Source organism: Adhaeribacter sp. (assembly GCF_057359045.1).
Genome location: NZ_JBMQUD010000011.1, coordinates 24629 through 51535, shown reverse-complemented (window position 1 = coordinate 51535; position 26907 = coordinate 24629). Strand labels below are relative to the sequence as shown.

Annotated in this window: 19 protein-coding genes and 1 tRNA gene; 14 read left to right on the top strand and 6 right to left on the bottom strand. The window is 42.5% G+C overall.

The window, feature by feature from the left end; translation table 11 throughout:
- Window positions 1-124: 124 nt before the first annotated feature.
- Window positions 125-215, bottom strand: a tRNA-Ser gene (locus tag ACO1R6_RS02290).
- Between the two features lie 250 nt (window positions 216-465).
- On the opposite strand from ACO1R6_RS02290, the gene ACO1R6_RS02285 reads away from it, so the two are divergent.
- The 8 genes from ACO1R6_RS02285 (at window position 466) to lysA (ending at window position 13782) form a co-directional block, all read left to right on the top strand.
- Complete coding sequence (locus ACO1R6_RS02285) at window positions 466-1431, top strand: vWA domain-containing protein (RefSeq protein ID WP_486261848.1); 966 nt, start codon at window positions 466-468, stop codon at window positions 1429-1431.
- Window positions 1428-2369, top strand: a complete 942-nt coding sequence (locus tag ACO1R6_RS02280; protein WP_486261847.1) for a hypothetical protein — start codon at window positions 1428-1430, stop codon at window positions 2367-2369. The genes ACO1R6_RS02285 and ACO1R6_RS02280 overlap by 4 nt, the downstream gene beginning before the upstream one ends.
- A 64-nt stretch (window positions 2370-2433) precedes the next feature.
- The gene (locus ACO1R6_RS02275) at window positions 2434-3618 is read left to right on the top strand and encodes an acetyl-CoA C-acyltransferase (protein ID WP_486261846.1); all 1185 of its coding nucleotides are present in this window, start codon (window positions 2434-2436) and stop codon (window positions 3616-3618) included.
- Window positions 3619-3744: 126 nt separating this feature from the next.
- On the top strand, window positions 3745-4380 hold the full coding sequence (locus ACO1R6_RS02270; protein WP_486261845.1) for a class I SAM-dependent methyltransferase: 636 nt from the start codon (window positions 3745-3747) through the stop codon (window positions 4378-4380).
- Between the two features lie 276 nt (window positions 4381-4656).
- Window positions 4657-6069, top strand: coding sequence for a toxin-antitoxin system YwqK family antitoxin (locus ACO1R6_RS02265; protein ID WP_486261844.1), 1413 nt, complete (start codon window positions 4657-4659; stop codon window positions 6067-6069).
- A gap of 666 nt (window positions 6070-6735) precedes the next feature.
- Window positions 6736-11001, top strand: a complete 4266-nt coding sequence (locus tag ACO1R6_RS02260) for a T9SS type A sorting domain-containing protein (RefSeq protein WP_486261843.1) — start codon at window positions 6736-6738, stop codon at window positions 10999-11001.
- A 284-nt stretch (window positions 11002-11285) separates the two neighbouring features.
- Window positions 11286-12623, top strand: coding sequence for an aspartate kinase (locus ACO1R6_RS02255; protein WP_486261842.1), 1338 nt, complete (start codon window positions 11286-11288; stop codon window positions 12621-12623).
- A complete protein-coding gene (gene lysA, locus ACO1R6_RS02250; RefSeq protein ID WP_486261841.1) occupies window positions 12586-13782 on the top strand; it encodes a diaminopimelate decarboxylase in 1197 nt (398 codons plus the stop codon). Before ACO1R6_RS02255 ends, lysA begins: the two co-directional genes overlap by 38 nt.
- A gap of 125 nt (window positions 13783-13907) precedes the next feature.
- On the opposite strand, the gene ACO1R6_RS02245 is transcribed toward lysA, so the two are convergent.
- The 3 genes from ACO1R6_RS02245 to ACO1R6_RS02235 form a co-directional block, all read right to left on the bottom strand.
- Window positions 13908-14654 carry a PRC-barrel domain-containing protein gene (locus ACO1R6_RS02245; protein WP_486261840.1) on the bottom strand — a complete coding sequence of 249 codons (747 nt, stop codon included), beginning with the start codon at window positions 14652-14654 and terminating at the stop codon, window positions 13908-13910.
- A 39-nt stretch (window positions 14655-14693) separates the two neighbouring features.
- Window positions 14694-14882, bottom strand: a complete 189-nt coding sequence (locus ACO1R6_RS02240) for a hypothetical protein (protein ID WP_486261839.1) — start codon at window positions 14880-14882, stop codon at window positions 14694-14696.
- Between the two features lie 445 nt (window positions 14883-15327).
- Window positions 15328-16005 carry a hypothetical protein gene (locus ACO1R6_RS02235; protein ID WP_486261838.1) on the bottom strand — a complete coding sequence of 226 codons (678 nt, stop codon included), beginning with the start codon at window positions 16003-16005 and terminating at the stop codon, window positions 15328-15330.
- A gap of 183 nt (window positions 16006-16188) precedes the next feature.
- Here ACO1R6_RS02235 and ACO1R6_RS02230 point away from each other — a divergent pair, with 183 nt between their 5' ends.
- From ACO1R6_RS02230 to trpS, 5 genes are all read left to right on the top strand, one after another.
- Window positions 16189-17136: a phosphoribosylaminoimidazolesuccinocarboxamide synthase gene (locus ACO1R6_RS02230; RefSeq protein ID WP_486261837.1), complete on the top strand. Its 948-nt coding sequence runs from the start codon at window positions 16189-16191 to the stop codon at window positions 17134-17136.
- Window positions 17137-17188: 52 nt separating this feature from the next.
- The gene (locus ACO1R6_RS02225; RefSeq protein WP_150092066.1) at window positions 17189-17566 is read left to right on the top strand and encodes an STAS domain-containing protein; all 378 of its coding nucleotides are present in this window, start codon (window positions 17189-17191) and stop codon (window positions 17564-17566) included.
- 18 nt (window positions 17567-17584) lie between these two features.
- Window positions 17585-18502, top strand: coding sequence for a ribonuclease Z (locus tag ACO1R6_RS02220; protein ID WP_486261836.1), 918 nt, complete (start codon window positions 17585-17587; stop codon window positions 18500-18502).
- A 137-nt stretch (window positions 18503-18639) separates the two neighbouring features.
- On the top strand, window positions 18640-19440 hold the full coding sequence (locus ACO1R6_RS02215) for a queuosine precursor transporter (RefSeq protein ID WP_486261835.1): 801 nt from the start codon (window positions 18640-18642) through the stop codon (window positions 19438-19440).
- An 86-nt stretch (window positions 19441-19526) separates the two neighbouring features.
- Window positions 19527-20504 carry a tryptophan--tRNA ligase gene (gene trpS, locus ACO1R6_RS02210; protein WP_486261834.1) on the top strand — a complete coding sequence of 326 codons (978 nt, stop codon included), beginning with the start codon at window positions 19527-19529 and terminating at the stop codon, window positions 20502-20504.
- Window positions 20505-20915: 411 nt separating this feature from the next.
- Here the strand turns inward: trpS and ACO1R6_RS02205 are convergent, their stop codons facing one another.
- Entirely contained in the window at window positions 20916-21317 is a 402-nt protein-coding gene (locus tag ACO1R6_RS02205) for a hypothetical protein (protein ID WP_486261833.1), read from the bottom strand.
- Window positions 21318-21672: 355 nt separating this feature from the next.
- Between ACO1R6_RS02205 and ACO1R6_RS02200 the strand changes: the two genes are divergently transcribed.
- A complete protein-coding gene (locus tag ACO1R6_RS02200; RefSeq protein WP_486261832.1) occupies window positions 21673-23406 on the top strand; it encodes a phospho-sugar mutase in 1734 nt (577 codons plus the stop codon).
- Window positions 23407-24452: 1046 nt separating this feature from the next.
- Here the strand turns inward: ACO1R6_RS02200 and ACO1R6_RS02195 are convergent.
- Window positions 24453-26864 carry a TonB-dependent siderophore receptor gene (locus ACO1R6_RS02195; RefSeq protein WP_486261831.1) on the bottom strand — a complete coding sequence of 804 codons (2412 nt, stop codon included), beginning with the start codon at window positions 26862-26864 and terminating at the stop codon, window positions 24453-24455.
- Window positions 26865-26907: the final 43 nt, after the last annotated feature.

The window sequence follows — 26907 nt, the reverse complement described above, 5'->3', positions numbered from 1 at the left end:
CGATACCGGGCTACGCTACACCCCGAACAACACGAAAAACAAATTCCTGGAAGCGGCTTTTGCTAATCGCGGTGCAAACATAAAAGCTTTTTTTTAGAAAAAAAACTTTATTTTAAAAATATTCTGGCGGAGAGGGGGGGATTCGAACCCCCGGTACCCTTTAGAGGTACGGCAGTTTAGCAAACTGCTGGTTTAAGCCACTCACCCACCTATCCATCTCTTTCGGTTAAAGAGTTCGCAAATATACAATAACAATTTTCAATTAGCCAAATCTTCTCCTCTATTTTATACGCTGCAACACAAATTAAATTTAAGAATTACTATACTTATAAGATAATCAGGTTTTTGCAAATGGCGCCTTTGGTTTGTAAAATGTAAATTATGTACCCAACCGCAAGCTACCGCTAGAAGTGGCTAAAAATCCTTTATATATTTGTAGCTTTAACCGGCGGCAAAATAGCTTTCATGAACTGGTACCAAACGCTTTCCTGGCCCGATGTTTTGTGGGGAATATTTTTTCTCGGGTTGTACGCGGGCTATATTTTCCGGATAAAAAAAGCCGCTACCTATTTTAAACAAGCAGCCAATAGTATCTGGATTAAGTTTGGGCTGCGCACTACTTACTTCTTGCTGTTAATTATTGCGGTGCTGGGGCCTTCTTTTGGTGCCATGACGAAAGAAATTAAAACCATTGGCAAAGATGTTTTGGTCCTCGTCGATTTATCAGCGTCGATGAACACCCGCGATATTGCGCCATCGCGCCTGGAGCGAGCCAAATTTGAAATTGCTCAAATGGTGCCTAACCTGGATGCCGACCGAATGGGCCTTATTGTTTTCTCGGCCGAGGCCGCAGTACAATGCCCTTTAACCTTTGATCAGGATGCTTTTTTGTTGTACACCCAGTTGCTCAATACCAACCAAGCGCCGACCGCAGGCACCAATTACGAACCGGCTTTAAATTTAGCCTTACGCAAACTACAAGAAAGTACCATTACTGATTCGCTCCGGACCCAGCTAATATTGGTTATAAGCGACGGCGAAAATTTTGGCGATAACCTTAGGCCATTATTACAAAAGCTTAAACAAAGCCAGATTAGGGTATTTACTTTAGGCGTTGGCACTTTACAAGGCGACCAGGTGCCGGTAGGAAGCCGGTACAAAAAAGACCGCAACGGGCAAAAAGTTATTAGCCGCTTAAATCCCGAACCTTTACAAGAACTGGCCCGCCAAACTAATGGAGCTTATTTTGAGATATCCGATGTACGAAACGAAACAGAAAGCCTGCTGCGGGCGATAAACTTAGTATCGGGCATTGTACACGAAACCCAAACCATCGACATCACGGCTAATAAATATATTTATCCGCTTCTTTTTGCGTTATTATTAATAGTGGCCGATGTACTGATAACCGTAAATGTTATTAAAATATGAGGTATATCCTCCTGGTGTTTCTTCTTTTTTCAACGTTGGGTGATGGACTAAAAAAAGCAGCGCGGGTAAATACCGGCGTGCAACAGGCCCATTATTTATATGGGTTAAAAAAATACGAACAAGCAGCAGGGGTATACCGGTTTTTAAACGATTCGCTGTCTGTAAAAGACGATGAATTGGTGATAAACCTGGCGCACGCTACCTACCAAGCCGGTCAAATAAAACAGGCTCAAAAATATTACCAGCGCCTCCGCAATAATGCTAACCCTCAAATCCAGGCTGCCGCTTTAAACCAATTAGGTATTTTATCTTTCGAGGAAGATAACCCCGAAAAAGCTTTATATTATTTTAAAAGAGCAATTATTCAGGAGCCGAGCGACGATGTGGCCCGTTATAATTATGAACTGGTACAAAAATACCAAGCCCAAAACCCGGTTAAAAAGAACAGCAAAAGTAAAGGCCAAAAGCAGGAACAACCGGCTCCCGAAAATAAAAAGTCTGAGGCTAAAGCAGGCCAGAAAGAATCTCCGGGGGGTAACCCGGATTACCAGAACGATTTTAATAACAGCGGCAAAGAGCCGGCTCAGCAAAAGCCTCAGTCAACCCCTGGAAATAATCCAGGAGAAAATCAAAGGCAGCCGGCAAACCAAGGCCAGGCTGAAAAGCTAAACCAGGGAACAAACGGCGGAGATAAAAAAGGATTAAACCAGAACAATCAGCCACCCGACCCTAATAGTTTAAACCAAGGCTCCGACGAGGCGGTAAAAGAAAAAGAGAGGCAAATGCAAACCTTGCGTCAGCGTTTAAGCAAAACCGATCTTACGCCCGAAAAAGCCACCATGCTGCTCGATGCCATGCGCCAGGCCGAATTACAATATTTGCAACAACTACCCCGGCAGCCAGCCAAGCGTATAGATAAAGATAAACCAGATTGGTAAGGGCTTGTGCCGTAAAACCAGTTTTGCCGAAGTTAAATTTTAAAGACTTTAAAGTAAAAGCATTATGCAAATAAAAGAAGTTTACCTTGTTGCGGCCGTCCGGACACCCATTGGAAGTTTTGGCGGCAGTTTAGCCGCTTTAACGGCTACCCAGCTGGGTGCAATTGCCATTAAAGGCGCTTTGGCCAAGGCCGGCGTAAACCCCGCCGAAGTACAGGAAGTAATTATGGGCAATGTATTACCCGCTAACTTAGGCCAGGCACCGGCGCGGCAAGCGGCTTTATTTGCCGACTTGGGCTACGAGGTAGAATGTACAACGGTAAATAAAGTTTGCGCATCGGGTACCAAAGCCATTATGTTTGGGGCGCAGGCCATTATGCTGGGGCACAAAGAAGTAGTAGTAGCCGGCGGTATGGAAAGCATGAGCAATGTGCCCTTTTATTTAGATAAAGCGCGCTTTGGCGCTAAACTGGGGCACGGCCAAATGATAGACGGCTTGCTTAAAGATGGCCTCTGGGATGTATATAACGATTACCACATGGGCAATGCCGCCGAAAATACGGCCCGCGAAATGGGTATTACCCGCCAGATGCAAGATGCTTTTGCCATTGAGTCTTACCGCCGCAGTGCCGCCGCCGCTGAGGCCGGTTACCTTAAAGACGAAATTGTACCGGTTGAGATTCCGCAGCGGGGCAAAGACCCCGTACTGGTTACCACCGACGAGGAGTACACCAAAGTAAATTTCGATAAAATTGCTTCGCTTAAACCGGTATTCGATAAAGAAGGTACCATTACGGCCGCCAACGCCTCTACATTAAACGATGGGGCCGCAGCTGTGGTGCTCATGAGCCGCGAAAAAGCCGAAGCCTTAGGCGTAAAGCCCATTGCCCGCATCCGGGGGTTTGCCGATGCCGAACAGGAACCCAAATGGTTTACCACTTCGCCGGCGCTGGCTATTCCCAAAGCCTTAAAAAATGCGGGCCTCTCCCCTGCCGAGGTAGATTATTACGAGATAAACGAAGCGTTTGCCGTAGTATCGCTGGCCAATAACCAAAAGCTAAACCTGCAACCCGATAATGTAAATATTTTTGGCGGCGCCGTCTCGTTGGGTCATCCGTTAGGGGCCTCCGGAGCCCGCATTGTAACCACCTTGTGTAACGTATTAGATAAAAAAAACGCTAAAATTGGTGTAGCCGGAATTTGTAATGGCGGCGGCGGTGCCTCGGCCCTGGTACTGGAAAGAATTTAAATGTATTCGCTTTTAGGCATGATTTTTTCGGTAGCCTTACATTAAAAAGTAAGGCTACTGCGTTTATAAACCAATTAGTAGTCATAAGCAGTAAGAACTTAGTACCCTGATATAATAGAAAAGAATATGACCGAATTCTGGGAGTCTAGCTTTCAAGATAAACAAACGATGTGGGGATTTGAGCCGGCTGATTCGGCAATGGCAACCGTAGATTTATTTCGAAAAAATGGCTTTCATAAAATTTTGATTCCAGGATTTGGTTACGGCAGAAATGCAAAGAGTTTCACCGATAATGGCTTTAGTGTAACCGGGATTGAAATTTCAGAAACAGCCATTGACTTAGCAAAAAAGCACTACGGAGATAATGTAAAAATGCATCATGGTTCTGTTAGTGCAATGCCGTTTGACCAGGAGTTGTACGATGGAATTTTTTGTTATGCTTTGATTCACTTATTAAGCGCAAAAGAACGAATAAAGCTGATAGATGCTTGTTACTATCAACTTGTACCTGCTGGACACATGGTTTTTGTAGCGATTTCAAAACAGGATAGCACTTATGGGGAAGGAGAAAAATTAAGTAAAGACAGATTTCTAACCAGGCATGGAGTAAAATTGTTCTTCTACGATTCAGAGTCAGTAGAAATGGAATTTGGGAAATATGGACTAGTTGAAGCCAAAGAGATACAGGAACCCGCACATAATACCGGGAACAGACCCTCTCAAAAATTCTGGCAAATTATATGTAGAAAAGAAGAAAAATAAAAATATACAGTTCAGGCATGTTAATGGTAAAATCAAGGGTAATTGCTTTGCTCAACTTTGGTATAATCTAGTAGCTGGTTCCCCCGCAATCAACTATTTTGTATTTCCGTGGCTATTGTCTATTATTTATTAATTCTGGCAGGGAACATTTAAAGTATTAGCACCGGTTAAATATTAATTACGCAACAAACCAATAACCAAAATAAACAAACAGTTTCGTCTATACATTTTCGTTTTAAGGTTTAGCTGCTCGTAAATATTATCTCATTTTAAAGTATGTTTAAATTTATTCGTTGGTCAGGTTGGTTGTTTATACTTTTTGTTTGCCATACGGCTGGTTGGGCCCAGGTAAAAAAAGTAGTAACTTACCACGACACCTTAAATCAGAAGGTTAAGGAAATATATTTTGTATTACCTTCCGATACCGTGCCCCACGGAAAATACCAGCGCTTTTACCGCAGCGGCAAATTACAAGGTATTGGTAAGTTTGTTAAAGGCAAACGCGATAGCATCTATACCGAATATTTTGAAGATGGAAAGAAAAAATTATTTATCACTTATGTCGATAACCAGAAGCAGGGGCCTTTTACCTCTTACTATCCCAACGGTAAAGTACTGCAGGAAGGCACTTACTTAAACGATAAACAAAACAATATTTTTAAAACCTACTACGAAAATGGCCAGGTTAAAACTGAAGCTAACTTTGTAAACGATGTTCCCAATGGTCTAGTAAAAGAATATTATCCCGACGGTACCCTAAAATCGGCAATTATGTATGCCCGCAACGAACAAAACGGCCCGGCCCATACTTATTACCCCAACGGCAAACCCCAATCAGAAGGCAATTTTAAAAACGGCTTACCCGACGGATTATTTAAAACTTACTACGACAACGGCCAACTGGAAACCGAAGCGCAAAATGTAAATGGCAACAAAAGTGGTATTTTTAAAAGCTATTACCGCTCTGGTAAAATAAAATCCGAAGTAACCTATAAATCGGTAGCTATAACCAATCCCAAAGAACAAGCGCGGGTAAGCACCAGTATTGTTACCGACCGTCAGGCTTTCCGGAGCAACAGTACCACTAGCCAAATAGATGGCCTAGCCAAAACTTATTACGAAAATGGCCAACTCTTGAGCAGTGTAAACTACCTGAATGGGGTTAAAAATGGCTTGGCGCAATATTTCTACGAAAACGGCACCTTAAAACAGGAAATCCGGTACGCCGATGCGGGTACTACCCAAAAAATTGCCTCTTATTACCCATCGGGCAACTTGCAAGCCGAGCAGTTTGTAAAACAAGAAGTTAAAACCGGCGATTGGAAAACTTATTTTGATGAGGCAAAAAAAATTAAAACAAAAGAAACCTATGCCAATAATAAATTAGAAGGCGACCGGCTGGAATATTTTGAGAATGGACAAATAAAAGAAAAGGCACCTTATCAGAAAGGGAAAATAATAGGTATTGCCCAAAGCTTTTTTCCATCGGGTAAAATACTTTCCGAAACTGAGTACAAAGCCGGACTCCGGAATGGTTTTTTTAAACAATATTACGAAGACGGTAAACCCGCTATAACGGGCCTTTATAAAAACAACAAAAAATCCGGCATTTGGAAAGAATTCGACGAAGCTGGTAAAATAACTAAAACTACAACTTTCCGCAACGGGCAAGAGGTTTCTGCCAATTAATGCATTTAAATACTCACCACATTATAGCCGGTAATCAGAACACAATAAATAATACACGGGTGTAGTAATCAGCATAAAAAGCTGTAGCCAGAATAGGTATATTGTCTGTAGCTGTTTATATAGCTTTTACTCATCTGTTTGCAAAAAAACTTACTGCTTTTAGCCTATCACAGATAGCTTGGGTAAGATGGTACTGGCATTAAATCCATTTACCGTTCAAGTTCCTCCCCTTCTACTTTACAACTTTACAAGCTTTTTACACCGGACCTTTATATAAATATTCTTCCTGGCACCCTTATAATCAATTTAAATCTTCCTTTCAATTAGGCTTTAAAAATCTCTTTACTTATTTATATAGGATTTTTTATATATAATTAGACAAATCCATATAACATGAAATTAATAATTAATGTATAAATAATTATATAATAAACTTATCTTACTTAAATATGTAAGTTGTACTTTTTCACAATAAATCGTTATATAATCTCCTATCACCACATATAACCACAAACACATCATTGTATTCCTTCCATACTACTTCGCCATAATACTCAGTTTAACGACATGTTTCATAAATTCGTCGAGCAAAATGGCATGTTCGTCGAAAATAATTATATGATTTTTTCCATGTAGTAAATTTAAACATCGAAAAACTAATAATGTATGAAATTAAACTTTACTAACATTTACGCTACAAGCAAGCAAAGCAAATTTTCTTACTTATGTTACATTGCCGCCTTAACCATCTGTATTTTACTGCTTTTACCCAATACAGGTACAGCCCAAATACCTGGTTATATTGTTCAGCCGGCAACCAACGGAGGCAATAAAGTTTTAGACCCTAATAGCGATGGCTACGTGTCTAAAACTACCGCCGGTTTTATTGGGAACGACATAGGTGCAGATTACAGTGAAATTAATTATCGCTTGTTTCCGCAGGTATTAATTGAACCACATTCTGATTTAAAGACCGGGGGTTCTACCAATTTTACCGACTTAATGAAAGACCCCTGGTACGCATTCTTCGATGGTACCAATTTTATTTTCCGGGTTCGGGTAGGCAACAACTCTGCGGCCTCTAAAGGCTTTAGTGTTTTAATCGATTCCGATAACATATTTTCGGGTACCGGTACCAATCCAGGTTTTGAGTACGAAGTTTTATTGGCCACTAACTTTGATGTGCGGATAATAAAATTATCGAATAACGCTACGGTATATACCGCCTCGCACCTCTCAAACTCACAGCGTTCAGTTGCTTTATCTACTACCAACGATAACCCTGATTATTTTATTGATTATTTTGTTCCGTTGTCTGGTTTCCAAGGTGCTATTACAGCAACAACGCCACTGCGTTTATCAGGCATTTCGGTTACCAGTGCCCAAAGTGGTATTACCGGTACCGCCGCCGATATTGGTGGCCTTAACGATTTAAATTACATAGACCGGAACCAGGCCTGGACGGCCGCTATTAATTCGTTTCCGCCAACCAGCCCTAGCGATATTTTAAACGGTGGTTTTAAGCCCTTGCTTACCAGTGCACCGGTGGTAAAAGGTCCTATTGCTGTTACCGATGTGGCTGTATTAGGTACTTCTACAGAGCCGGCCGGAACCGTTATTTCGGTTTATCAAAACAATATTTTATTGGGTACAACCACTTTAACCGCCAATGGTACCTGGTCGCTTGCGGTAGCTGCCAATACTTTGGTTGCGGGTAATACTATAACCGCAAAAGCTAAAAACGGTAACAATAGTTTATCTGATGCTTCTAACGCCGTACTGGTCGGACAAGCCGGGCAGGCAGGCCAGATTGCCTGTTCATCGCCACCACCCACTCCTACATTAGGTACTATACCAAGTAGCGGTAAAAATATACCGGTTACCATACCTGGCAATACCACCACCAGTTTTTACGTAAACCTTTACCGGATATCGGATACAGGGCCAGTGCTGGTATTTACCTCTGCCGCTCTGGCGGCTACTACTGCTACTTACACTTTCACTTCTACTTTACCTAGCAACGGCGAACATTACGCTGAATTAGTTTATGCGAATAATGCAAACTGTGTTTCTGAGCGTTCAAACTCATCTTGTACCGGTAATAGTACCAAAGCTTTAACGGCTCCAACTTTTGCAACCACTTCCATTACTGCGGCTACTACCAGCATTACCATTAACACTACCGCTAATACTTATGTTACCTTATTTGCAGATGATATAGAAATAGCCGAAGGAACGGCAACCGGCACCACGATTACTTTCAATAACCTAACTCTTAAAAACGACCAAGTATTAAACGTTAAAATAAGTGCCACCGGTAGCTGCGGTGCTTCCTCAGCTAACGTTACAGTTGGCCGCATTGCCCCGGTAATATTAGGGTCTTATTGTACAGTATCGGCTGGCTCTACCCTTACCTTTACCGGTACCAGCCCAGAAATTGGAGCCACAGTCCGGATGTATAATTCGGGGGGTACGCAAATTGGTACTACCACTACCGTAAATGCAAATCAGCTTTGGTCTTTAACCATTAGCGGAGTTACGCCAGGAAGTTATTTTGCCCGTACAAGTACCGCTAGTGGTACCAACCTGAGTGCTAACTCCAACACCATTTCTGTTACTTCCCAAACCGCTACTACCGGCCTGACCATAAACGCTCCTATAAACGAAAGTGCTGGTTCTAACGGTATAGTTTCGGGCAATGCCCCGGCCAATGCTACCGTAAAAGTTTACATAGATGGTACTTTGCTGGGAACTACTACTGCCCTATCTAACGGTACCTGGTCGGTAACTGGTTTATCACCGCTAGAGTTGTATCTGGGCGGTTTTGTAACGGCAACCGTAACCAGTGGCGGCCTATGCGAAAGTAACCAGGTAAATGGTTCGGCGGTGCAGTGTAGTATGCCGCCGGCCGCTGTATCGGCAACCTTTGGCGCCGCCTCTTTATCGGTTTGTAACGAAGGTACAGTTAGTGCCACCATCACCAATTCTGAAGCCAATATTGCTTACCAAATAACTCTAAACGGTGTAGTAACTGGCAACGTGACCATAGGTAATGGCGGAACCATAACCGTAACCTCCGGACCTATTACCGCTGGCGGCACTTTGCAAATTGTAGCCCGCCGCAACTACTCGGCCGCTTGCCAAACCACTTTGAGTGCCAGTGCCACGGTAACTTTGCTTACGCCGGTACCCGCTAAACCAGTTATTGCAGCGGCCGCCAGCCAGGTATGTTATAATAGCAGCACTTTAATTAATATTACTTCTGGGTTAGTGGCCAACGATAAATATCAGCTTAAAAAAGATGGCGTCTTGTTTGGGGCCGAAGTTACGTATACCTCGGGCACATTAAGCTTAAATACCGGTGTAATCAATACCTCGGCTACTTTTACAGTAGTACATAAAAACACCAGTGGTTGTACCGCTACCTCTGATGCGGTAACCGTTAGCCCCCAAGGCCCGGCCAACAATGTAAGTGTTACCGTAAATAAAAACTCTTTATGTATTAACGAACCCGTAACCATTAGTGTAGCCACCGAATACAACAATACCAGCACCTATACTTACCAAATATTCCAATCGTTTAACAATGGCACCCCTACCCAGGTGGGTACTACCTTAACCGGCAATGGATTGGTGCAATCAGTTACTACGCCCAGTCTTACCACGGCCGGTACCTACGTATACACCGTGCGGGTTTCGTCGCCGACTTGTAGTAACGTAGCATTAACTCAATCCCAAACAGTTGTTGTGGGCTCGTCAGTAAGCATTGCCACTGTAGGCTCTACCATGAATGCTTGTTACTCAACTACCTTAACCGGAAACCAACCTGTTTCGGGTCAGGGAACCTGGACCCTGGATTCTAAGCCAACCGGCGCGTCAAATCCGGTATTCTCGAATGTAAACCAAGGCAATAGCATTGTTATGGGTTTAACTTCCGGCACTTACGTATTCCGCTGGACCATTAAGCAAACCTGTAACGATGGGTCTACTTCGTCTAGCTATGCCTTGCTTACCGTAAATGCCAACTGCCCTACTACGTACAATGTAAATCAACCGTACTACGTAAACGGTTATAACAATAACGATGTACTGGCTTACCCTTATGACAGCGAAGGTTTTGACCAAACCAGCACCAACAACTTTAGTTTGGTATCGGGCAATTTACCTGCGGGCGTTGCTTTAAACCCAACTACCGGTAGTATTTACGTATCTAATAATGGTGCGCTGGCTATGTTTAAAGGTCCTTACACGGTAAATATTACCATAAATGCAACCGATGCCCTGAATAACCTAACCACCAATATTCCGGTTACCTTAACTTTTTATCCTGAGGCTTCCCAAAGTTCTATCGACAGAACCCCGGTTACAACCTTACCGGTAGAAATACTTTACTTTACCGGTAAATTCCAGGATGGACAGGCAAAATTAGTATGGGCTACTGCTACCGAAAAAGATAACCAATATTTTCAGGTAGAAAGAAGCCTGGATGGTACTAACTTTAAAAGCCTAGGCCAAATAGCGGGTGCCGGTAATAGCATACAAGTGGTAAAATATGCTTTCACCGACAAACAAGCACCACAAGGCACCGTTTATTACCGCCTGAAACAAGTAGATTATTCTACCAACTATGCTTACAGCAAAATACTGGGTATAAATTGCAGTAATACAACCCAAACCATGGTGCCGCAATTACTGGCGTACCCTAACCCTACTGGTGGTAAAATTAAATTATCAATCTCAACAGGTGTGGCTACCACTTACGCCATAGAAGTGCGGAATTTAACCGGTCAACTGCTGCTCACGCAAGCGGTAAACCTCGACAGCAACACCAGCGAAACCGAATTAAGTCTCCAGCATTTACCTGCGGGCACTTACCTGGTAACCGCCCGCTCTGCCGATAAACAGTTAGTTACCCGTGTGGTAAAAAATTAATGTAAATATTATAACTAAAGCCCGGCGCATTTTTGCACCGGGCTTTTTTTTTGTTTAACCTATATTTAACCCAAGCTAACATTCTGTTCTATTTATACCATTTGTTTACAAATATTTAGCCTGTGGGAATTAATTTAAACAGATATTTTCGCAAGTAATTTTTGCTTTTACCTTAACCAACGCGCTCTTAAAATAAAAAATGAATAAATCAACTATGTTCTGTACCGATTGCCTTTAATAATGCTTAACTTTGCGGCGCATTATTAAAACCTAATAAATTATACATGAAAGTTTTAAAATTTGGCGGCACCTCCGTAGGTTCACCTACCAACATGAAATCGGTGGCTCAGTTAATCAACACGCCAGACCCTAAAATTGTTGTGCTATCGGCTATGTCGGGCACCACAAACAAATTGGTTCAAATATCGGAGCAGTTGTACCAGGTTAATTCCGAAAATGCTACTGCCCTGATTAACGACTTGCATCAGACTTATAAACAGGTAATTGACAGCCTGTATCAGGCCGATAAATATAAACAGAAAGCCCTGGACTTTATTCAGTCTCATTTTGAATTTATAAAAGCCCAGGTTAAAAATAATTTTACCGTACACGAAGAAAGAGGTATTCTGGCCCAAGGCGAATTATTATCGACTGGTTTATTCCATTTATTCCTCGAAGAAAGCAACATTCCTTCGGTTTTATTGCCGGCTCTTAATTTTATGCGCATCGACGAAAACGAAGAGCCCGATGCCGCTTTTATTGCCAAGCAATTAGCCGAAGACCTAACCCAATATCCGGGCACGAACTTATTTATTACCCAAGGTTATATTTGCCGGAATGCCTTTGGCGAAATTGACAACCTGAAACGGGGTGGCAGCGATTATTCGGCTTCCCTGATTGGGGCGGCCATTAACGCCGATGAAATTCAGATCTGGACCGACATTGACGGGATGCACAACAACGACCCGCGCATAGTAAAAAACACTTATCCCATTGCCGAGTTGTCGTTCGACGAAGCCGCCGAGCTGGCGTATTTTGGTGCTAAAATATTGCACCCATCCAGCGTACTGCCGGCCAAACAAAAAAATATTCCGGTGCGGTTACTCAATACCATGCAGCCCGAAGCCAAAGGTACTACCATTTCGGCGCGTACTGCTGGCCGCAATATTAAAGCAGTTGCTGCCAAAGATGGTATTACGGCCATTAAAATTAAATCAACGCGTATGCTGCTGGCGTACGGCTTCCTGCGGCGCATTTTCGAAGTTTTCGAAGAATACCGCACCTCTATCGATATGATTACCACTTCTGAAGTGGCCGTATCTTTAACTATTGACAACACCAAGCACCTGAAAGAAATTGTTACGGAACTGCGCGAATTTGGTACCGTAGAAGTAGACCAGAACTTATCTATTATTTGCCTGGTAGGTGATTTTATTGAAGAAAAAACCGGCACTGTATTGCGTATATTCCAGTCGTTGCAGCACATTCCTTTGCGTATGATTTCTTACGGCGGCAGCAAAAACAATATTAGCCTGGTAGTTAACACCGAAGATAAAAACGAAGCTTTAATTGCTTTAAACGAAGGTGTTTTTACAAAAACAGAACAACCCGCTCATGCTTAAAGATATGGTAGAGAGTTGGCAACACGAACCAACTCCCTTTTATTTATACGACCTGGAATTATTACGCCAGACTTTAGAAAGCGCCAGAACAGCCGCCGAAAAATATAATTTTCAGGTACACTACGCATTAAAAGCCAACAGCAATAAACCCGTGCTAAAGCTTATCCGTCAATTTGGCTTTGGTGCCGATTGCGTAAGCGGCAACGAGGTAAAACGCGCTTTAAAACGTGGTTTTAACCCCGACCATATTGTATTTGCCGGAGTAGGAAAATCTGATGCCGAAATAAATTTTGCGCTGAAAAGAGATATATTCTGCTTTAACTGCGAATCGACGCAGGAAATTGAAGTGATAAATGAACTGGCGGGCAAGTTAGGTAAAGTAGCACAGATAGCTTTGCGCATAAACCCCAACGTAGATGCCAATACCCACAAATATATTACTACCGGCTTAGAAGAAAATAAGTTTGGAATTAACTTGTGGGAGTTAGAAGGTGTCCTGACTTTGTTACAGAGTTGCCCCAATATAAAATTAATCGGTTTGCATTTTCATATCGGTTCGCAGATAACCGATTTAAATGTTTACAAAAATCTTTGTTTGCGGGTGAATGAAGTGCAACAATGGTTCCTAGACCGACAAATTTCTTTGCCCCATATTAATGTGGGCGGTGGCTTGGGCGTAGATTATTACCACCCCGACGAAAAACCCATCTCGGATTTTGAAAGTTATTTTGCGGTGTTTAACGAACATTTGCACGTACAACCCGGCCAGCAGGTTCATTTTGAATTAGGCCGGTCGTTGGTGGCGCAGTGTGGTTCTTTAATATCGCGGGTATTGTACATCAAGAAAGGCTTAACCACCAATTTTGCTATTCTGGATGCCGGCATGACTGAATTGCTCCGGCCTATGTTGTACCAGGCGTACCACAAAATCGAAAACTTATCCAGTGCAGATGCTGAGGTTAAATACAACGTGGTAGGCCCTATTTGCGAATCGACGGATTGTTTTGCGAAAGATGTTTTCTTACCTGAAACCAAGCGCAACGATTTTGTAGCCATTCGTACGGCCGGTGCTTATGCCGAAGTGATGGCCTCGGAATACAACCTGCGCGACAAAGCCCCGGCGGTTTACGTTGGCCTGGAAGTTAAAAGCACTTATTAATAATTAAGAAACTATTAAAGTTTACTGCAGAGCGCATATTATTTAATAAATAAAAAGGGCACCTTACTCAGGTGCCCTTTTTATTTATTATTTACTATTCATTATCTATCTCTAAAGTTTATAGATTACAAATCCAAGGCTCGTTTTTTCAGTACCCGGAATTCTTCGTCGGTTATAGACCCGCGAACCCGTAACTGCTCCAGCCGTTCTATGGTCGAGATAGATTCTTCAACCCCTTTAGAATTGGAATTTGTATCGCCGCCGGAAACCGGTGGTGCCACGTAGCGGGCATCATCGCTTGTCCGGGTATGCGTATGCATATCACTGTTATCGTTCACCCGGTTTGAGTCGTAAAAACGCGAGTCGTTAAAACTTTCGTCCTGGTAAAAGTCGCTGGATATACGACGCGGTGCTACTGTGGCTTGCGACTCGGTTTGCGTATAATTAGCGTTGTTTACGCTCCGGTTACGGTCATTGGGGTGCATATAAGCTTCCCGCACCGAGTATTCATAATCTTCGGTAATGGCCCCGCCCTGGTAAGTAGGGTAACTGTTTATGGTATTCGAATCGATATTGGTAACAAAAACGTTGTTGCCTTTTTTATCGAGGGCGGCGGCCCCTATGGGTACCAGCAGGTAAGCTTCGTAGCCATCATTAAAAAACCGCTTATCGGCAGCCAACGATAAATACCGCACTTTCATCTCCTGGGTATCTACAATTAAATCTTTTACCACACCCAGGCTTTCGCCATCAGAACCTACTACGCGCCAGCCGCGCACATCGGGGTTATCTTTAGCTACTTTAAAATCTTTGGAGTTACTTAACGGAATCAGGCGGTCAGACCCGCTATTTCTTATTTCTTCGTTTTTCATAGTTTTTTCGCATTTACAGTGTTTCTAAACAATGGGGGTTTACACCAAAACCAGAGGTGTACTAACCGAGGTAACCATACCGGTAGCCGGCACATCGTCATCTATTTCGGTGGTTTCGGGTTTATACGCAAATTCGTAAACAGCCCAGGCAATTAATGCCAATAGCAACAGGAGCAGAAGCCAACGCCAAACCGGCGCTTTTTTTCGTTCAATATTAATTTCAGCCATAGTTTTAAATAAATTTTAATTTGTTTACAGGAGTTACCGCACAAGCGACGGACAAGTATTTCCAAAGTTCACCTCCCGGCCGTTTGCCGCCTAAATTTTAAATCTAAAAACAAACATGAAGGCCACTACTTTTACCGGCTTGGCGTACAAACCCAGAAATATTTTCCTGAATTTTTAATACGCTGACGATCAATAATATGTTTGCGCACGGGTAAAAGTAGGCCCTGCCCGATAGCTAAAACGGAATCATTTACCCCGGCAAAGAGCCAAAATTTTACGTACTAAACCGAAGAAGATAATAGGAAAAGTAAAGTGTAAATTTTATAAAAATATGAATGCTGCTTGCTGCTGAAAACCGCACGTTTAACCGTATTTGTTTTATTTAAAACGGGCAGGTTAGGCTCCAGTTAAATGCTTTGATTAAATACAGGCGGGTAATTAAAAATTAAAAGAGAAATAAAAAATCCGGCTCGCTGGTAAGTATGGGCTTAAATGCAGCAAACTCATTGGCCAGTTGTAAAGCATTTCCGGTCGCGTATTTATCGGCACTTAATATAAAAATATCTTCGCCAAGGGCCTCTACAATTTCGGTTTTGGTCCGGCGGGTTAATTTTTGCAGATCTTCGCGGGTATAGCCGGGCTTAAGCGTAAGAATAAACTGGTTGGTTATGCCCAATAAATTATCCCCTACCGGTGATTTAAAAGCCGGATTAGCGTAACGCACCACCTCGGCTTTGGCCAGAAGTACCAAAGCGGCTTCTACTTCGGTGCAGGTTAAACCATCTTGCAGTAACACAATGGTGGCATCGGCACTACCGGTATTATAACTATTTTCGATACCCGCCAGAAAAACATATTGAGCGATAAACGCTTCTTTTTCGGATAGCGTAATAGCAGGGTCAAAGCCAATAATTATTTTAGTTGTATTTACCGTACCCAGGTTTGCCGGGGCATTGTTATACAAATAAGAATATTCCGGACAAGGTGTAGTACGTTTTTTCCGTAGCCATTCGGTTTGCGCCGCCTGGCCGGTAAGCTGAGGTTCTAAATATTCTTTCTGGCAACCCATTGCCAGCACACAAAAAAGCCCCAAATAAATATTGGTTATAATTATCCGCCCCATACCAATTCCGTTATTATTTACCTTTAAGTTTACGCCCGCCCAACTGCATTAGTTAAACAAACCAGTCATTATTTAGGTTATTTACCAGTTTTGCGGTTAATACTAATTATTATGGGTATAAGTAGTTATTTTGAGGCTTGAAATATCTTTATAACTTTGCCTGCTTGTAGCCAAATAAAACAAATGAAGGCTTTAAAAGAAACCAATTTCCTGTTTCCGGAGCAAACCGGTTTTTATCGCGGCAAAGTACGTGATGTGTATTATTTCCAAGATAAGCTGGCCGTAGTTGCTACCGACCGAATTTCGGCGTTTGATGTGGTATTACCCCGGGCCATTCCGTACAAAGGGCAGGTACTAAACCAAATTGCGGCTTACATGCTGGCTGCTACCGCCGATGTGGTACCCAATTGGGTTTTGGCCCAGCCCGACCCCAGCGTAACCATTGGCGTTAAATGCGAACCGTTTAAAGTAGAAATGGTAATCCGGGGTTATTTAGCCGGGCATGCCTGGCGTGAATACAAAAGCGGCAAGCGCGAAATTTGCGGCCAGGCCTTACCCGAAGGGCTCCGCGAAAACGATAAATTGCCTCAACCTATTATTACGCCGACCACCAAAGCCGCCGAAGGCCACGACGAAGATATATCGCCCGAAAACATTATAGCTACTGGTCTTGTTACTAAAAATGATTACGAGCAACTGGCCCAATATACCCAGGCCTTATTTGCCCGTGGTACCGAAATAGCCGCCGCGCGCGGCTTAATTTTAGTAGATACCAAGTATGAATTTGGCAAAGCAAACGGCAACATATACCTTATCGATGAGATTCATACCCCCGACTCTTCAAGGTATTTTTACCAGGACGGTTACGCCCAACGCCAGGCCGCCGGCGAACCACAACGGCAATTATCGAAAGAATTTGTGCGGCAGTGGCTCCTGGATAATAATTTTAGCGGGCAAGCCGGGCAGCAGGTACCCGAAATGAGCGACGAATGGCTGGCCGAAATATCGGGGCGGTACATTGAGTTGTACGAAGTAGTAACCGGCCGGGAATTTGTTAAAACACCTTACGATAACGTTTTAGAACGAATACAAACTAGTATACACCAAAACATTTTAGCGGCAACGCCATAATAAATAGATAAATAATCTTTACCTTCGCACTTAGAACCATATTGCAATACGTATGAAATACACTATCGATAAAAAAGAAAATTACACCATCATTACCATTGATGAGAAAAAATTAGATACTACTATTGCTCCTGACCTGAAATCTGAATTTGTTAAATTAAATGCCGAAGGCATTAGTAACCTGATTCTGGATTTGAGCAATGTAAAATATACCGATTCTTCGGGGTTAAGCTCTATTTTGATTGCTAATCGTTTGTGTAACTCATCTAACGGTTTATTAATTTTGGCTGGTTTGCAAGACCATGTCATGAAACTGATTACCATCTCTAAGCTGGAGTCGGTTTTAAATATTTTACCAACCGTAGAAGAAGCCATTGATCGGGTATTTTTGCACGAAATTGAGCGCGATTTAACAAACAAAGAAGAATAGTTTTAGCACCGGCGGATATTGGATTTTGAGTTAAAAATATTAGGCAGTTCTTCGGCCACACCATCTCATAACCGTAACCATACCGCCCAGATATTAGCCATTGGCAACCAGTTAAACTTAATTGATTGCGGCGAAGGCACACAAATGCAGCTGATGCGCTATAAAGTAAAGCATCAGCGCATTTGTAATATTTTTATTAGTCATTTGCATGGCGACCATTTTTTTGGTTTGTTTGGTTTACTCTCTACCATGCACCTGCAACAGCGTACCACACCCCTTACCATTTACGGGCCGCCCGGTTTAGCTGATATTTTAACCCTACAGTTTAAATATTCCAACACCCAGTTTTCGTTTAAACTCGATTTTCACGAACTGGATACTTCGGTTTACAAAAAAATTCTCGACGACAAATTTATAACCGTACACACGCTGCCCATGCAGCACCGGGTAAGTTGTTGCGGCTTTTTATTCCGGGAAAAACCCAAGCCCCGCCATTTAGTTAAAGCAAAACTTCCCGGTTTTCTGTTGCCGCCCCAATTAATACGGCTTAAAAACGGAGAAGATATTCTGGACGAAGCCGGCAATATATTAGTCCGGAATGCCGATGTTACGTCTGCCCCCAGCCATAGCCGTTCGTATGCTTACTGCAGTGATACCCGGTATAAAGAAGACCTGATTCCTTATATAAAACAGGTAGATTTGCTTTACCACGAGGCTACTTTTTTAGATAATATGCGCGACCGGGCCGTTTATACCTACCACAGCACCGCTAGGCAAGCTGCCCTGCTGGCCCAGAAAGCCGAAGTAAAACGCTTATTAATCGGTCATTTTTCAGCGCGCTACAAAGATCTAAACGTTTTACTCGAAGAAGCCAAAGCCGTTTTCGATAATACCCACCTGGCTATAGAAGGTAAAACCATTGGCTTACTGGAATAATTTACCGGTTCTTTAAATCAGTGAACTGATACCTACCGCCTAAACACCTGCAGCGTTTATTTTTATATAGCAGTAGCTTAATACCCAAACGTAGTTTAAATTAGGCGCAGTAAAACAGATTCTTTCCCATCTATCTTATGTCGGCACCCGATTCTCTTTTGCAGCAGAAAAAAAATAATTTATTTTTAATCCTGGGTAGTATTTTCCTGGCCAATGCATTATTAGCCGAATTAATTGGTGTAAAAATATTTTCGGGCGAGGCCATTTTTGGTTTGCCGGGTGCGCAAATTCCGGTGCTCGCCAACTTTAAACTCGATTTTAATTTAACGGCTGGGGTGGTAATCTGGCCCATTGTTTTTATTACCACCGATGTAATAAATGAATATTTTGGGAAAGCCGGGGTTAAGAAAATAAGCTTAATTACCGTAGCACTTATTATTTATATGTTTCTGGTAATTACGGTTATTACCCATTTGCCTCCGGCTCCTTTCTGGATTGATGTTAATAATCCAGATGCCACCGGTCAACCTTTTAATATTGATTATGCTTTTAATGCTATATTCCGGCAGGGCGGCGGCATTATTATTGGTTCGGTTACGGCTTTCCTAATTTCGCAGTTCTTAGATGCCTCGGTATTTAGTTGGTTCCGGCAACTTACCGGCAACAAAAAAATCTGGCTGCGGGCCACAGGCTCTACTTTGGTATCGCAATTGATAGATTCTTTGGTGGTGCTGTTTATTGCTTTTTACGTTTTTGCCGACTGGAGTTTGGCGCAAGTACTTTCGGTAGCGTTTATTAATTACCTGTATAAATTTACCGTAGCCATATTACTTACGCCGCTGGTTTATTTGGCCCATTACCTCATCGATAAATATTTAGCTAACGGTACCCGCCAGGTTGTTGCAACTTTGGAAGAAGACCAGACTTTACGGGTTTAAACCGGCAAACAACTGCCGTTCTAATTTACTTGCCCGCAGTAGGTATCTTTAGTTCTTCTAAGTAAATTGCGCCAAATTTATTACGTATGTCCAGAATATTAACCGGAATACAAAGTTCGGGCCGGCCGCATTTAGGTAACCTGCTCGGGGCTATTTTGCCCGCTATCGAACTTTCTAAGCAATCGGCGAATGAGTCGTTGTATTTTATTGCTGATTTACACTCGCTTACCACCGTGCGCGATGCTGATGCATTGCGCCAGAATACCTACGCGGTAGCTGCGGCGTGGCTGGCCTGCGGTTTCGATACCGACCGCAATATTTTTTACCGCCAATCAGATGTGCCGGAAGTGTGCGAGCTTACCTGGTACTTGAGCTGTTTTACGCCCTTCCCTATGCTGGCCAACGCGCATTCATTTAAAGATAAATCTAGTCGGCTGGCCGATGTAAATGCGGGCTTGTTTACTTACCCGGTGCTCATGACCGCCGATATTATTTTGTACGATGCCGACTTTGTGCCCGTGGGAAAAGACCAGATGCAGCATCTAGAAATCGCCCGTGATATTGCCACCGCCTTTAATAATCGCTACGGCGAAACTTTTGTAGTGCCGCAGGCCCGCATCGATGAAAACGTAATGACAATACCGGGTACCAACGGCGAAAAAATGAGTAAATCTTACGGCAATATTATTGATATTTTTGCCCCGGAAAAAGAACTTAAAAAAGCGGTTAAATCAATTATTTCGGATAGTAAATCTTTGGAAGAGCCCAAAAACCCGGACGAGGATACTACTTTTAAATTATACGCTTTGCTGGCTTCGCCCACCGAAACCGAAACCATGCGCCAAAATTACCTCAATGGCAACTATGGTTACGGCCACGCCAAACAAGCGCTTTTTGAGTTAATTTTAAATAAGTTTGCGTCGGAACGGGAACTGTTTAATTATTACCAAAGTAATTTACCCGAAGTAGATCAGAAACTACAAATTGGCGCCCAAAAAGCCCGCGAAATTGGTTCTAAAACCTTAAACCGGGTCCGCGAAAAAATTGGTTATTTAACTAAATAAATCAGACTTAACTAGCTAGAAAGTTTTAAATATACAATTAGCTTAATTAAAAATCAGCATTAAAAGCGCCCCTAATTTAGGGCTCCTGTCAGGACACAAAGCAAAAATTACCCTGTCATGCTGAAAGCATCTATTGATTAGAAAGTAGAGTAGGGAATTAAAGTTATTACTAGAGGTACCTGTAAGGTATTCTAACCCAAAGTTCCTTTTAGGATAGCAATATGAATCTTGATTTATATAATTGAATTACCTTTAATCCGTGTCCTAATCGTAGTTAAATATAGGAGGAACAGGACAGGTAAAATTACACCTGCTATTAATACAAGATTATTTTCGTCGTACTACATAAAATAAAAATCCTGAGTTAACCTTCATGGTAAACTCAGGATTTTATATGCCAGTATTGCGGGTTTATTCTGCTTTCCAAACTTCTTCCTGCACGGTACTACCCACCAACAAAATCAACCGGGTAGGATTAGGTACCAACACCAGGCGCGATTCTTTATTCGGATATTTATCGGTATCAACCCATACGCCTTCGCCTTTTAGCGGCACATTGTTATCGGTATTGGTTAATTTGCTCGGTAAATAAGCCGTTGGCAAAAGTACATCCGAATCGGGACAAATGCGTTCATGCACTTCTTCCAAAACCCCTTCTAAATAATCGCCGTAGGTTTCGTTAAATTCATCTTCCATGTCATGAAGCTCTTCCTCTGCATCATCGTACCGCTTATCGTTATACGATAATTTGCTTAATTCCTCTTTTTTCCGGATTAATGATACGAGAGAAGTATTTAATTCTGTAATATTCATAAAAGCACGAGCTATAGATTTAGCACAAAGTTTAAAACATGAATCAGTAATTGCAAGTAAATATCTATATTTTACAAAATAACTAATTAAGTTCGAGAATTAAATTACTTAATTAATAAATTAGCAAAAATCAACCGGAAGAATAGTGGGCCAAACAAATGCAGCTTAAACCAGAATTACGGATTGCCAATTAAAAAATTTAAACTTACCCAGGTTAAATTTTCGGTAATATTTTACTGGTAAATGAGGCAAAATTTACTTTCCGTAAAAACGCTTAATTTTTACTTTTGCCCAGTATAAACTAAAACTTTACCCGGTACCAAATGCGTACCACAATGAATTAAAAAATAAAACTATGTTAGAACCAGCTATTCAGAGCAAAATAGACGCCTGGCTGAACGGGCCTTATGACGACGAAACCAAAGCCGAAATAAAACGATTAACCGACCAGGGCGAAACCGAAGCTTTGGGCGATGCTTTTTACCGCGACCTGGAATTTGGTACCGGCGGTTTACGGGGTATAATGGGCGTGGGCAGCAACCGTATGAATCGCTACACGCTAGGCGCCGCTACCCAGGGCTTGAGTAATTATTTAAAAAAATCTTTCCCGAACGAGCAAGTTAAAGTAGCCGTAGCCCACGACAGCCGCAACAACAGCCCGGAGTTTGCCCGCATTGTAGCCAGTATTTTTAGTGCCAACGATATAAAAGTATATTTTTTTGAAGCCCTCCGCCCTACCCCGGAGCTCTCGTTTGCTATCCGGCATTTGGGCTGCCACAGCGGCGTAGTGCTTACGGCCTCGCACAACCCCAAAGAATACAACGGTTACAAAGCTTACTGGAACGACGGCGGCCAGGTAGTGCCCCCCCACGACAAAAATATTATTCAGGAGGTAAATGCCATTACATCGGTAGAAGCGATAAAATTTGAGCCGAAAGAAGAAAATATTCAAGTAATCGGGGCCGAGGTAGACAATGCTTACATTGAGATGGTAGCCAACCTGGCGGTAAACCCCGAGGTAATTAAACGGCAACAGGATTTAAAAATAGTTTATACCCCTATTCACGGCACCGGCATTACTTTGGTTCCTAAAGTACTAGAGCGATTAGGCTTTACCAATGTAACTATTCTGGAAGAACAAGCTACCCCCGATGGCAATTTCCCGACGGTGGTTTACCCCAACCCCGAAGAAAAAGAAGCCATGAGCCTGGCCTTGCAAAAAGCAAAAGATTTGGATGCCGATTTGGTACTGGCCACCGATCCGGATGCCGACCGCGTAGGCATTGGTGTAAAAAACCTGGACGGCGAGTTTGTGCTCCTGAATGGTAACCAAACCGGCAGCTTGCTTATTTATTACCTCATTAAAGCCTGGAACGATGCGGGTAAACTAACCGGTAAAGAATTTATTGCCTACACCATTGTTACCACCGATTTGATTGGCGAAATCGCGAAGAAATACGGGGTAAAATCTTACCAAACCTTAACCGGCTTTAAGTACATAGCCGAAGTTATCCGGTCTTTAGAAGGCCAGGAGAAATTTATTGGTGGCGGCGAAGAAAGTTACGGTTACCTGGTCGGCGATTCGGTGCGCGACAAAGATGCTGTGGCCTCTTGCGCCATTATTGCCGAAATGGCAGCGGCAGCAAAAGACCAGGGTAAAACGCTGTATCAGCTCATGATTAGCATGTACCAGGAGTTCCGGTTTTACAAAGAAGATTTGATTTCGCTTACCAAAAAAGGACAACGGGGCCAGCAAGAAATTGCCGAAATGATGCAGGAATTGCGCCAAAACCCTCCCCAAACCATTAACGGCTCGCCGGTAACGGAAATGCGCGATTACAAAAGTGGCGTAATTACCCAATTAGCTTCCGGCGCAACTGAATCTTTCGAAATGGAACGGTCTAACGTACTGCAATTTATTACCGAAGACGGCTCTAAAATATCGGCCCGGCCATCTGGTACCGAACCCAAAATTAAATTTTACTTTAGCGTTAACACCGAATTAACCACAGAAGCAGATTTCGATAAAGTAAATAAACAACTCTCTGATCGTATCCAGAATATTATAACGGATATGAAGCTGAAATAAAAGTTTTATTTTTCAGAAAGCAGGCCCGGAATAGGGCCTGCTTCTTTTTAAAACTGATTTATGAAAAAGTAGAAATACAAACGGCTGGGATAAGCAGGAGCCATTATAAAAAACAGCTATTTACAAAATAATATTATTGGTAGCAATGGAAAAACATAAGGGAAGAAAGATAGGACTAATTCAAAACCGGCTTTCATTTAACATAAAAAGACTAATATACATAAATATAAGTTGTAAATATTAAAAAATTTATGTTAAATAGAATATTCCATTACTTAAAGAGTAGTTGGGCGATGGAGAAAATTAATTGAATAAACTTCAGTTTTTTACAATTGGAAATTTAACGATCTCTTATTCCCTACTGCTCTGTTTTACAATTAAACAGAGCTATATTAAATTAGTACGTACCTGAAAATACTTTACAGTTTATACAATTAAAGTTCTATTTAATTTATCTACTAACCGCACAGTTTCCTTATGCCTGCCAAGGATAATGCGTATTTAGCTGCTGAACTATCTGAAATCATACTTTTTCTGACTTATATTTTATACTGTTGCTTAGCTACTTTAATCATGGTCTCTAAGGCAGTATTCTGCAATTGTAATTGCGTTACTTGCGCTTACTTTTTTTCTGCTTCAGTACAATCTTTAAATAATGGCTTAACGTACCGGCTAAGTGTTGCAGCATTATAATCGTTACATTCTGCGTACAGGAATCAAGGCGAGTAATTCGTTGCCTAAATAAATTTAAAAAAGGATCAAAACCTTTACTTCTATCGGTCGCTTTAACTTCTTTGGCTCCTTAGTTAATTTTGAGCGCGAGACCATCAAGGAAAAACCAAAGCTGATTTAGTAGCAACCAAGACCAGAGGGAAACCGAGTGTTTGATTTTCCGAAGAAAATAGAATAAGCCATGTCGAATATAAATTTTTATTAATCCATTAGTAAGACTGTAATGTAGATGAAGACTTTAGGAACATGTAAAGCACACTAAGAATATATCAAAAAATTCTACCTCATATACCAATTTGGTACTTATGTCAATACTAAAAAGTAAAGCCAACAGAGGTCATAATGTTTCGGGGAGCTCCCGGGAAAGCCCGAACGTAATCGTAACCACCAACAAAGTAATATTTATTGAAGATGTTATTCAGATTAGCACTTAACCTGAATTTATTAACCTGGTAGAATAGCGCGGCATTTACAACGGTATAAGATGGCCAGTATTGCCACACTTTATTACCGGTTGTTATAGCATCAACCGGTAACTCCATCCGGCGGTTGCCCACGTAATTTCCACCAAAGGCAAACCCAAAACCTTGCAGTTCGGGACTGGTAAAGGTATACTTCGCCCATAAACCGGAGGAATGTCGGGGAGCATTAGGGGCCTCCTTCCCATTTTCAATTTCCAAATCAGATTCTAAAACCTGGGTTTGGTTAAAAGCATAATTAAAATTTAAACTAAGGTTGGTGGTTACGCGCCCGGTCAACTCCAGTTCGGTACCCTGTGATTTCACCCGGCCGTTTTGCCGATAGATAGGGTTGCCTGCATCCGTTATCAGACCAGTGTTCACCAGCATATCCTTTTTCTCAATGTAAAAGAAAGCCAGTGTGGCAAATAATTTCTCCTGTAAAAACTCGCCTTTAAGTCCGGTTTCGGCTTGAAAACTCGTCTCGCTTTTAAAAGGGGTGCTGCTGCCATAATTTTCGGGGTTGCGCACAAAGGCCGGGTCGATGGGCTTATAGCCCTGGCTGTAACTGGCAAAGTAGTTAATGTTGTTTCTTACCTTATAAGTCAGGCCAGCGCGCGGCAGCAAAACATTCTGGTTAATTTTTTCGGTTTCTGTCTGGTATACCCGCTGGTCGCGGAAAAATTCCTGGCGCAAGCCCAGCAGCAACTTTAACCGCTCGGTTACCTTAATTTGGTCTTGCACAAAAACACCGGTGGTGCTGTAGCCCGAATTCAGGTAATCGACGAAAAACAAAGCCAAGGGCCGGCGGATGTATTTACTTGGGTCGCGGAGCTCGTAAGTTGGCTTATTCAGGTCAAATAGCAGGGGCACTTTTTTGCCATCCATCTCCATTTCCCGGGCTTCCCACTGGTGGCCCTTCTGGTCTGTCTGAAATTTTATATGGTCGAGTCCGGCTATTAAATGGTGGTGCAGTTGGCCGGTATGGCCTTTTACTGAAAAGTAGGTAGCTATATTATCGGTGTACTCGCTTATCTTTTTCGCCATATACCGCATATTCATAATTGTATTGGCGGGCGCATCGGCAAAAGTGTTTAGGGTCCGGTGTTCGCTCAGGTCTTCGTGATAAATAAACTTCAGGTAAGCCGCATTAAAAGAAAGCCAATCGGTTAGTTTATGATTCAGCGTGGCATTAACCGAAATATCTTTTACCTTATAATAATCGCTGGGCTGGCTTAAGGTAAACGACCGGGGCAAGGCGTAAAAATCGCCGCCCCGAATGCCCATGCCGCGGTCCAGGAAACCATTAAAGGAACTGTAAACCAATTCGGCATTAACGGTGGTTTTAGAGGTTGGCCGGAAAGTTACGGTGGGGGCTATCAGCAAAGAGGTTCTGTCGTTTACATCCCGGAAGGTTTTGGTATCTTCAAACCCCACGTTGAGGCGGTAAAGCAAACTTTTATCTTCGTTTAGTGGCCCCGTAAGGTCTACGGCGGTGCGCACGGTCTGGAAGCTACCGACCGAAAAATTAACGGCTTTCCGGTGTTCTTCTAAAGGCTTTTTAGTTACCAGGTTTACGGTTCCGCCCGGGTTGATATCACCGAATAAGGCAGCGCCGGGACCTTTCAGAACCTCGATGCTTTCAAGGTTAACGGTTAGCGGTACCCGGAAAAAACTGGTGCCGTAGCCGTAGCCCGACCTTAACCCGTTTACCAGGCGAAAACCGGTGCCGAAACCATTCCGGAACCCCCGGATGGTCAAGTCGTCGTAGCTGGAATATTGGTTTACACCGGCCAGGTTATTTACTACCTCGGTAATCTGGAACGCTTGCTGCTCCTCTATTAATTCTTTGGTTACCGACGAAATTGTCTGGGGCACGTCTATTACCCGGCTTTCTATTTTAGTACCGATAAAACTTTGCTTATTAACGTAGTTGGTTTCTTTACGCCCCAATACTAAGACCTCCTGCATCAGGTTATCTTTTTGCGTCAGGGTTATATTTATTTGTATGTGCGGCGATACCTCCGATAAGGTAACCCGTTCTACTTTTTCAGAAAAACCTACCCCTCTGAGCAGCAGCACGTATTCCCCGTAAGGCAGGTTACCAATACGGAAATTTCCGGCCAGGTCGGTAGTGGTTCCTTGGGTTGTACCTTGCAGGCCTACAGAAATTCCCACTAAAGTATTTGCCTGCTTATCTGTTACCACCCCGCTTATGCTGCCCAGGTCTAGGGCAAAAGCCGGTACCCCGAATAAAAGGAGTAGCATGAATCCAAAACAATATTTCATTTTAATAAAACTATTAAGGTTA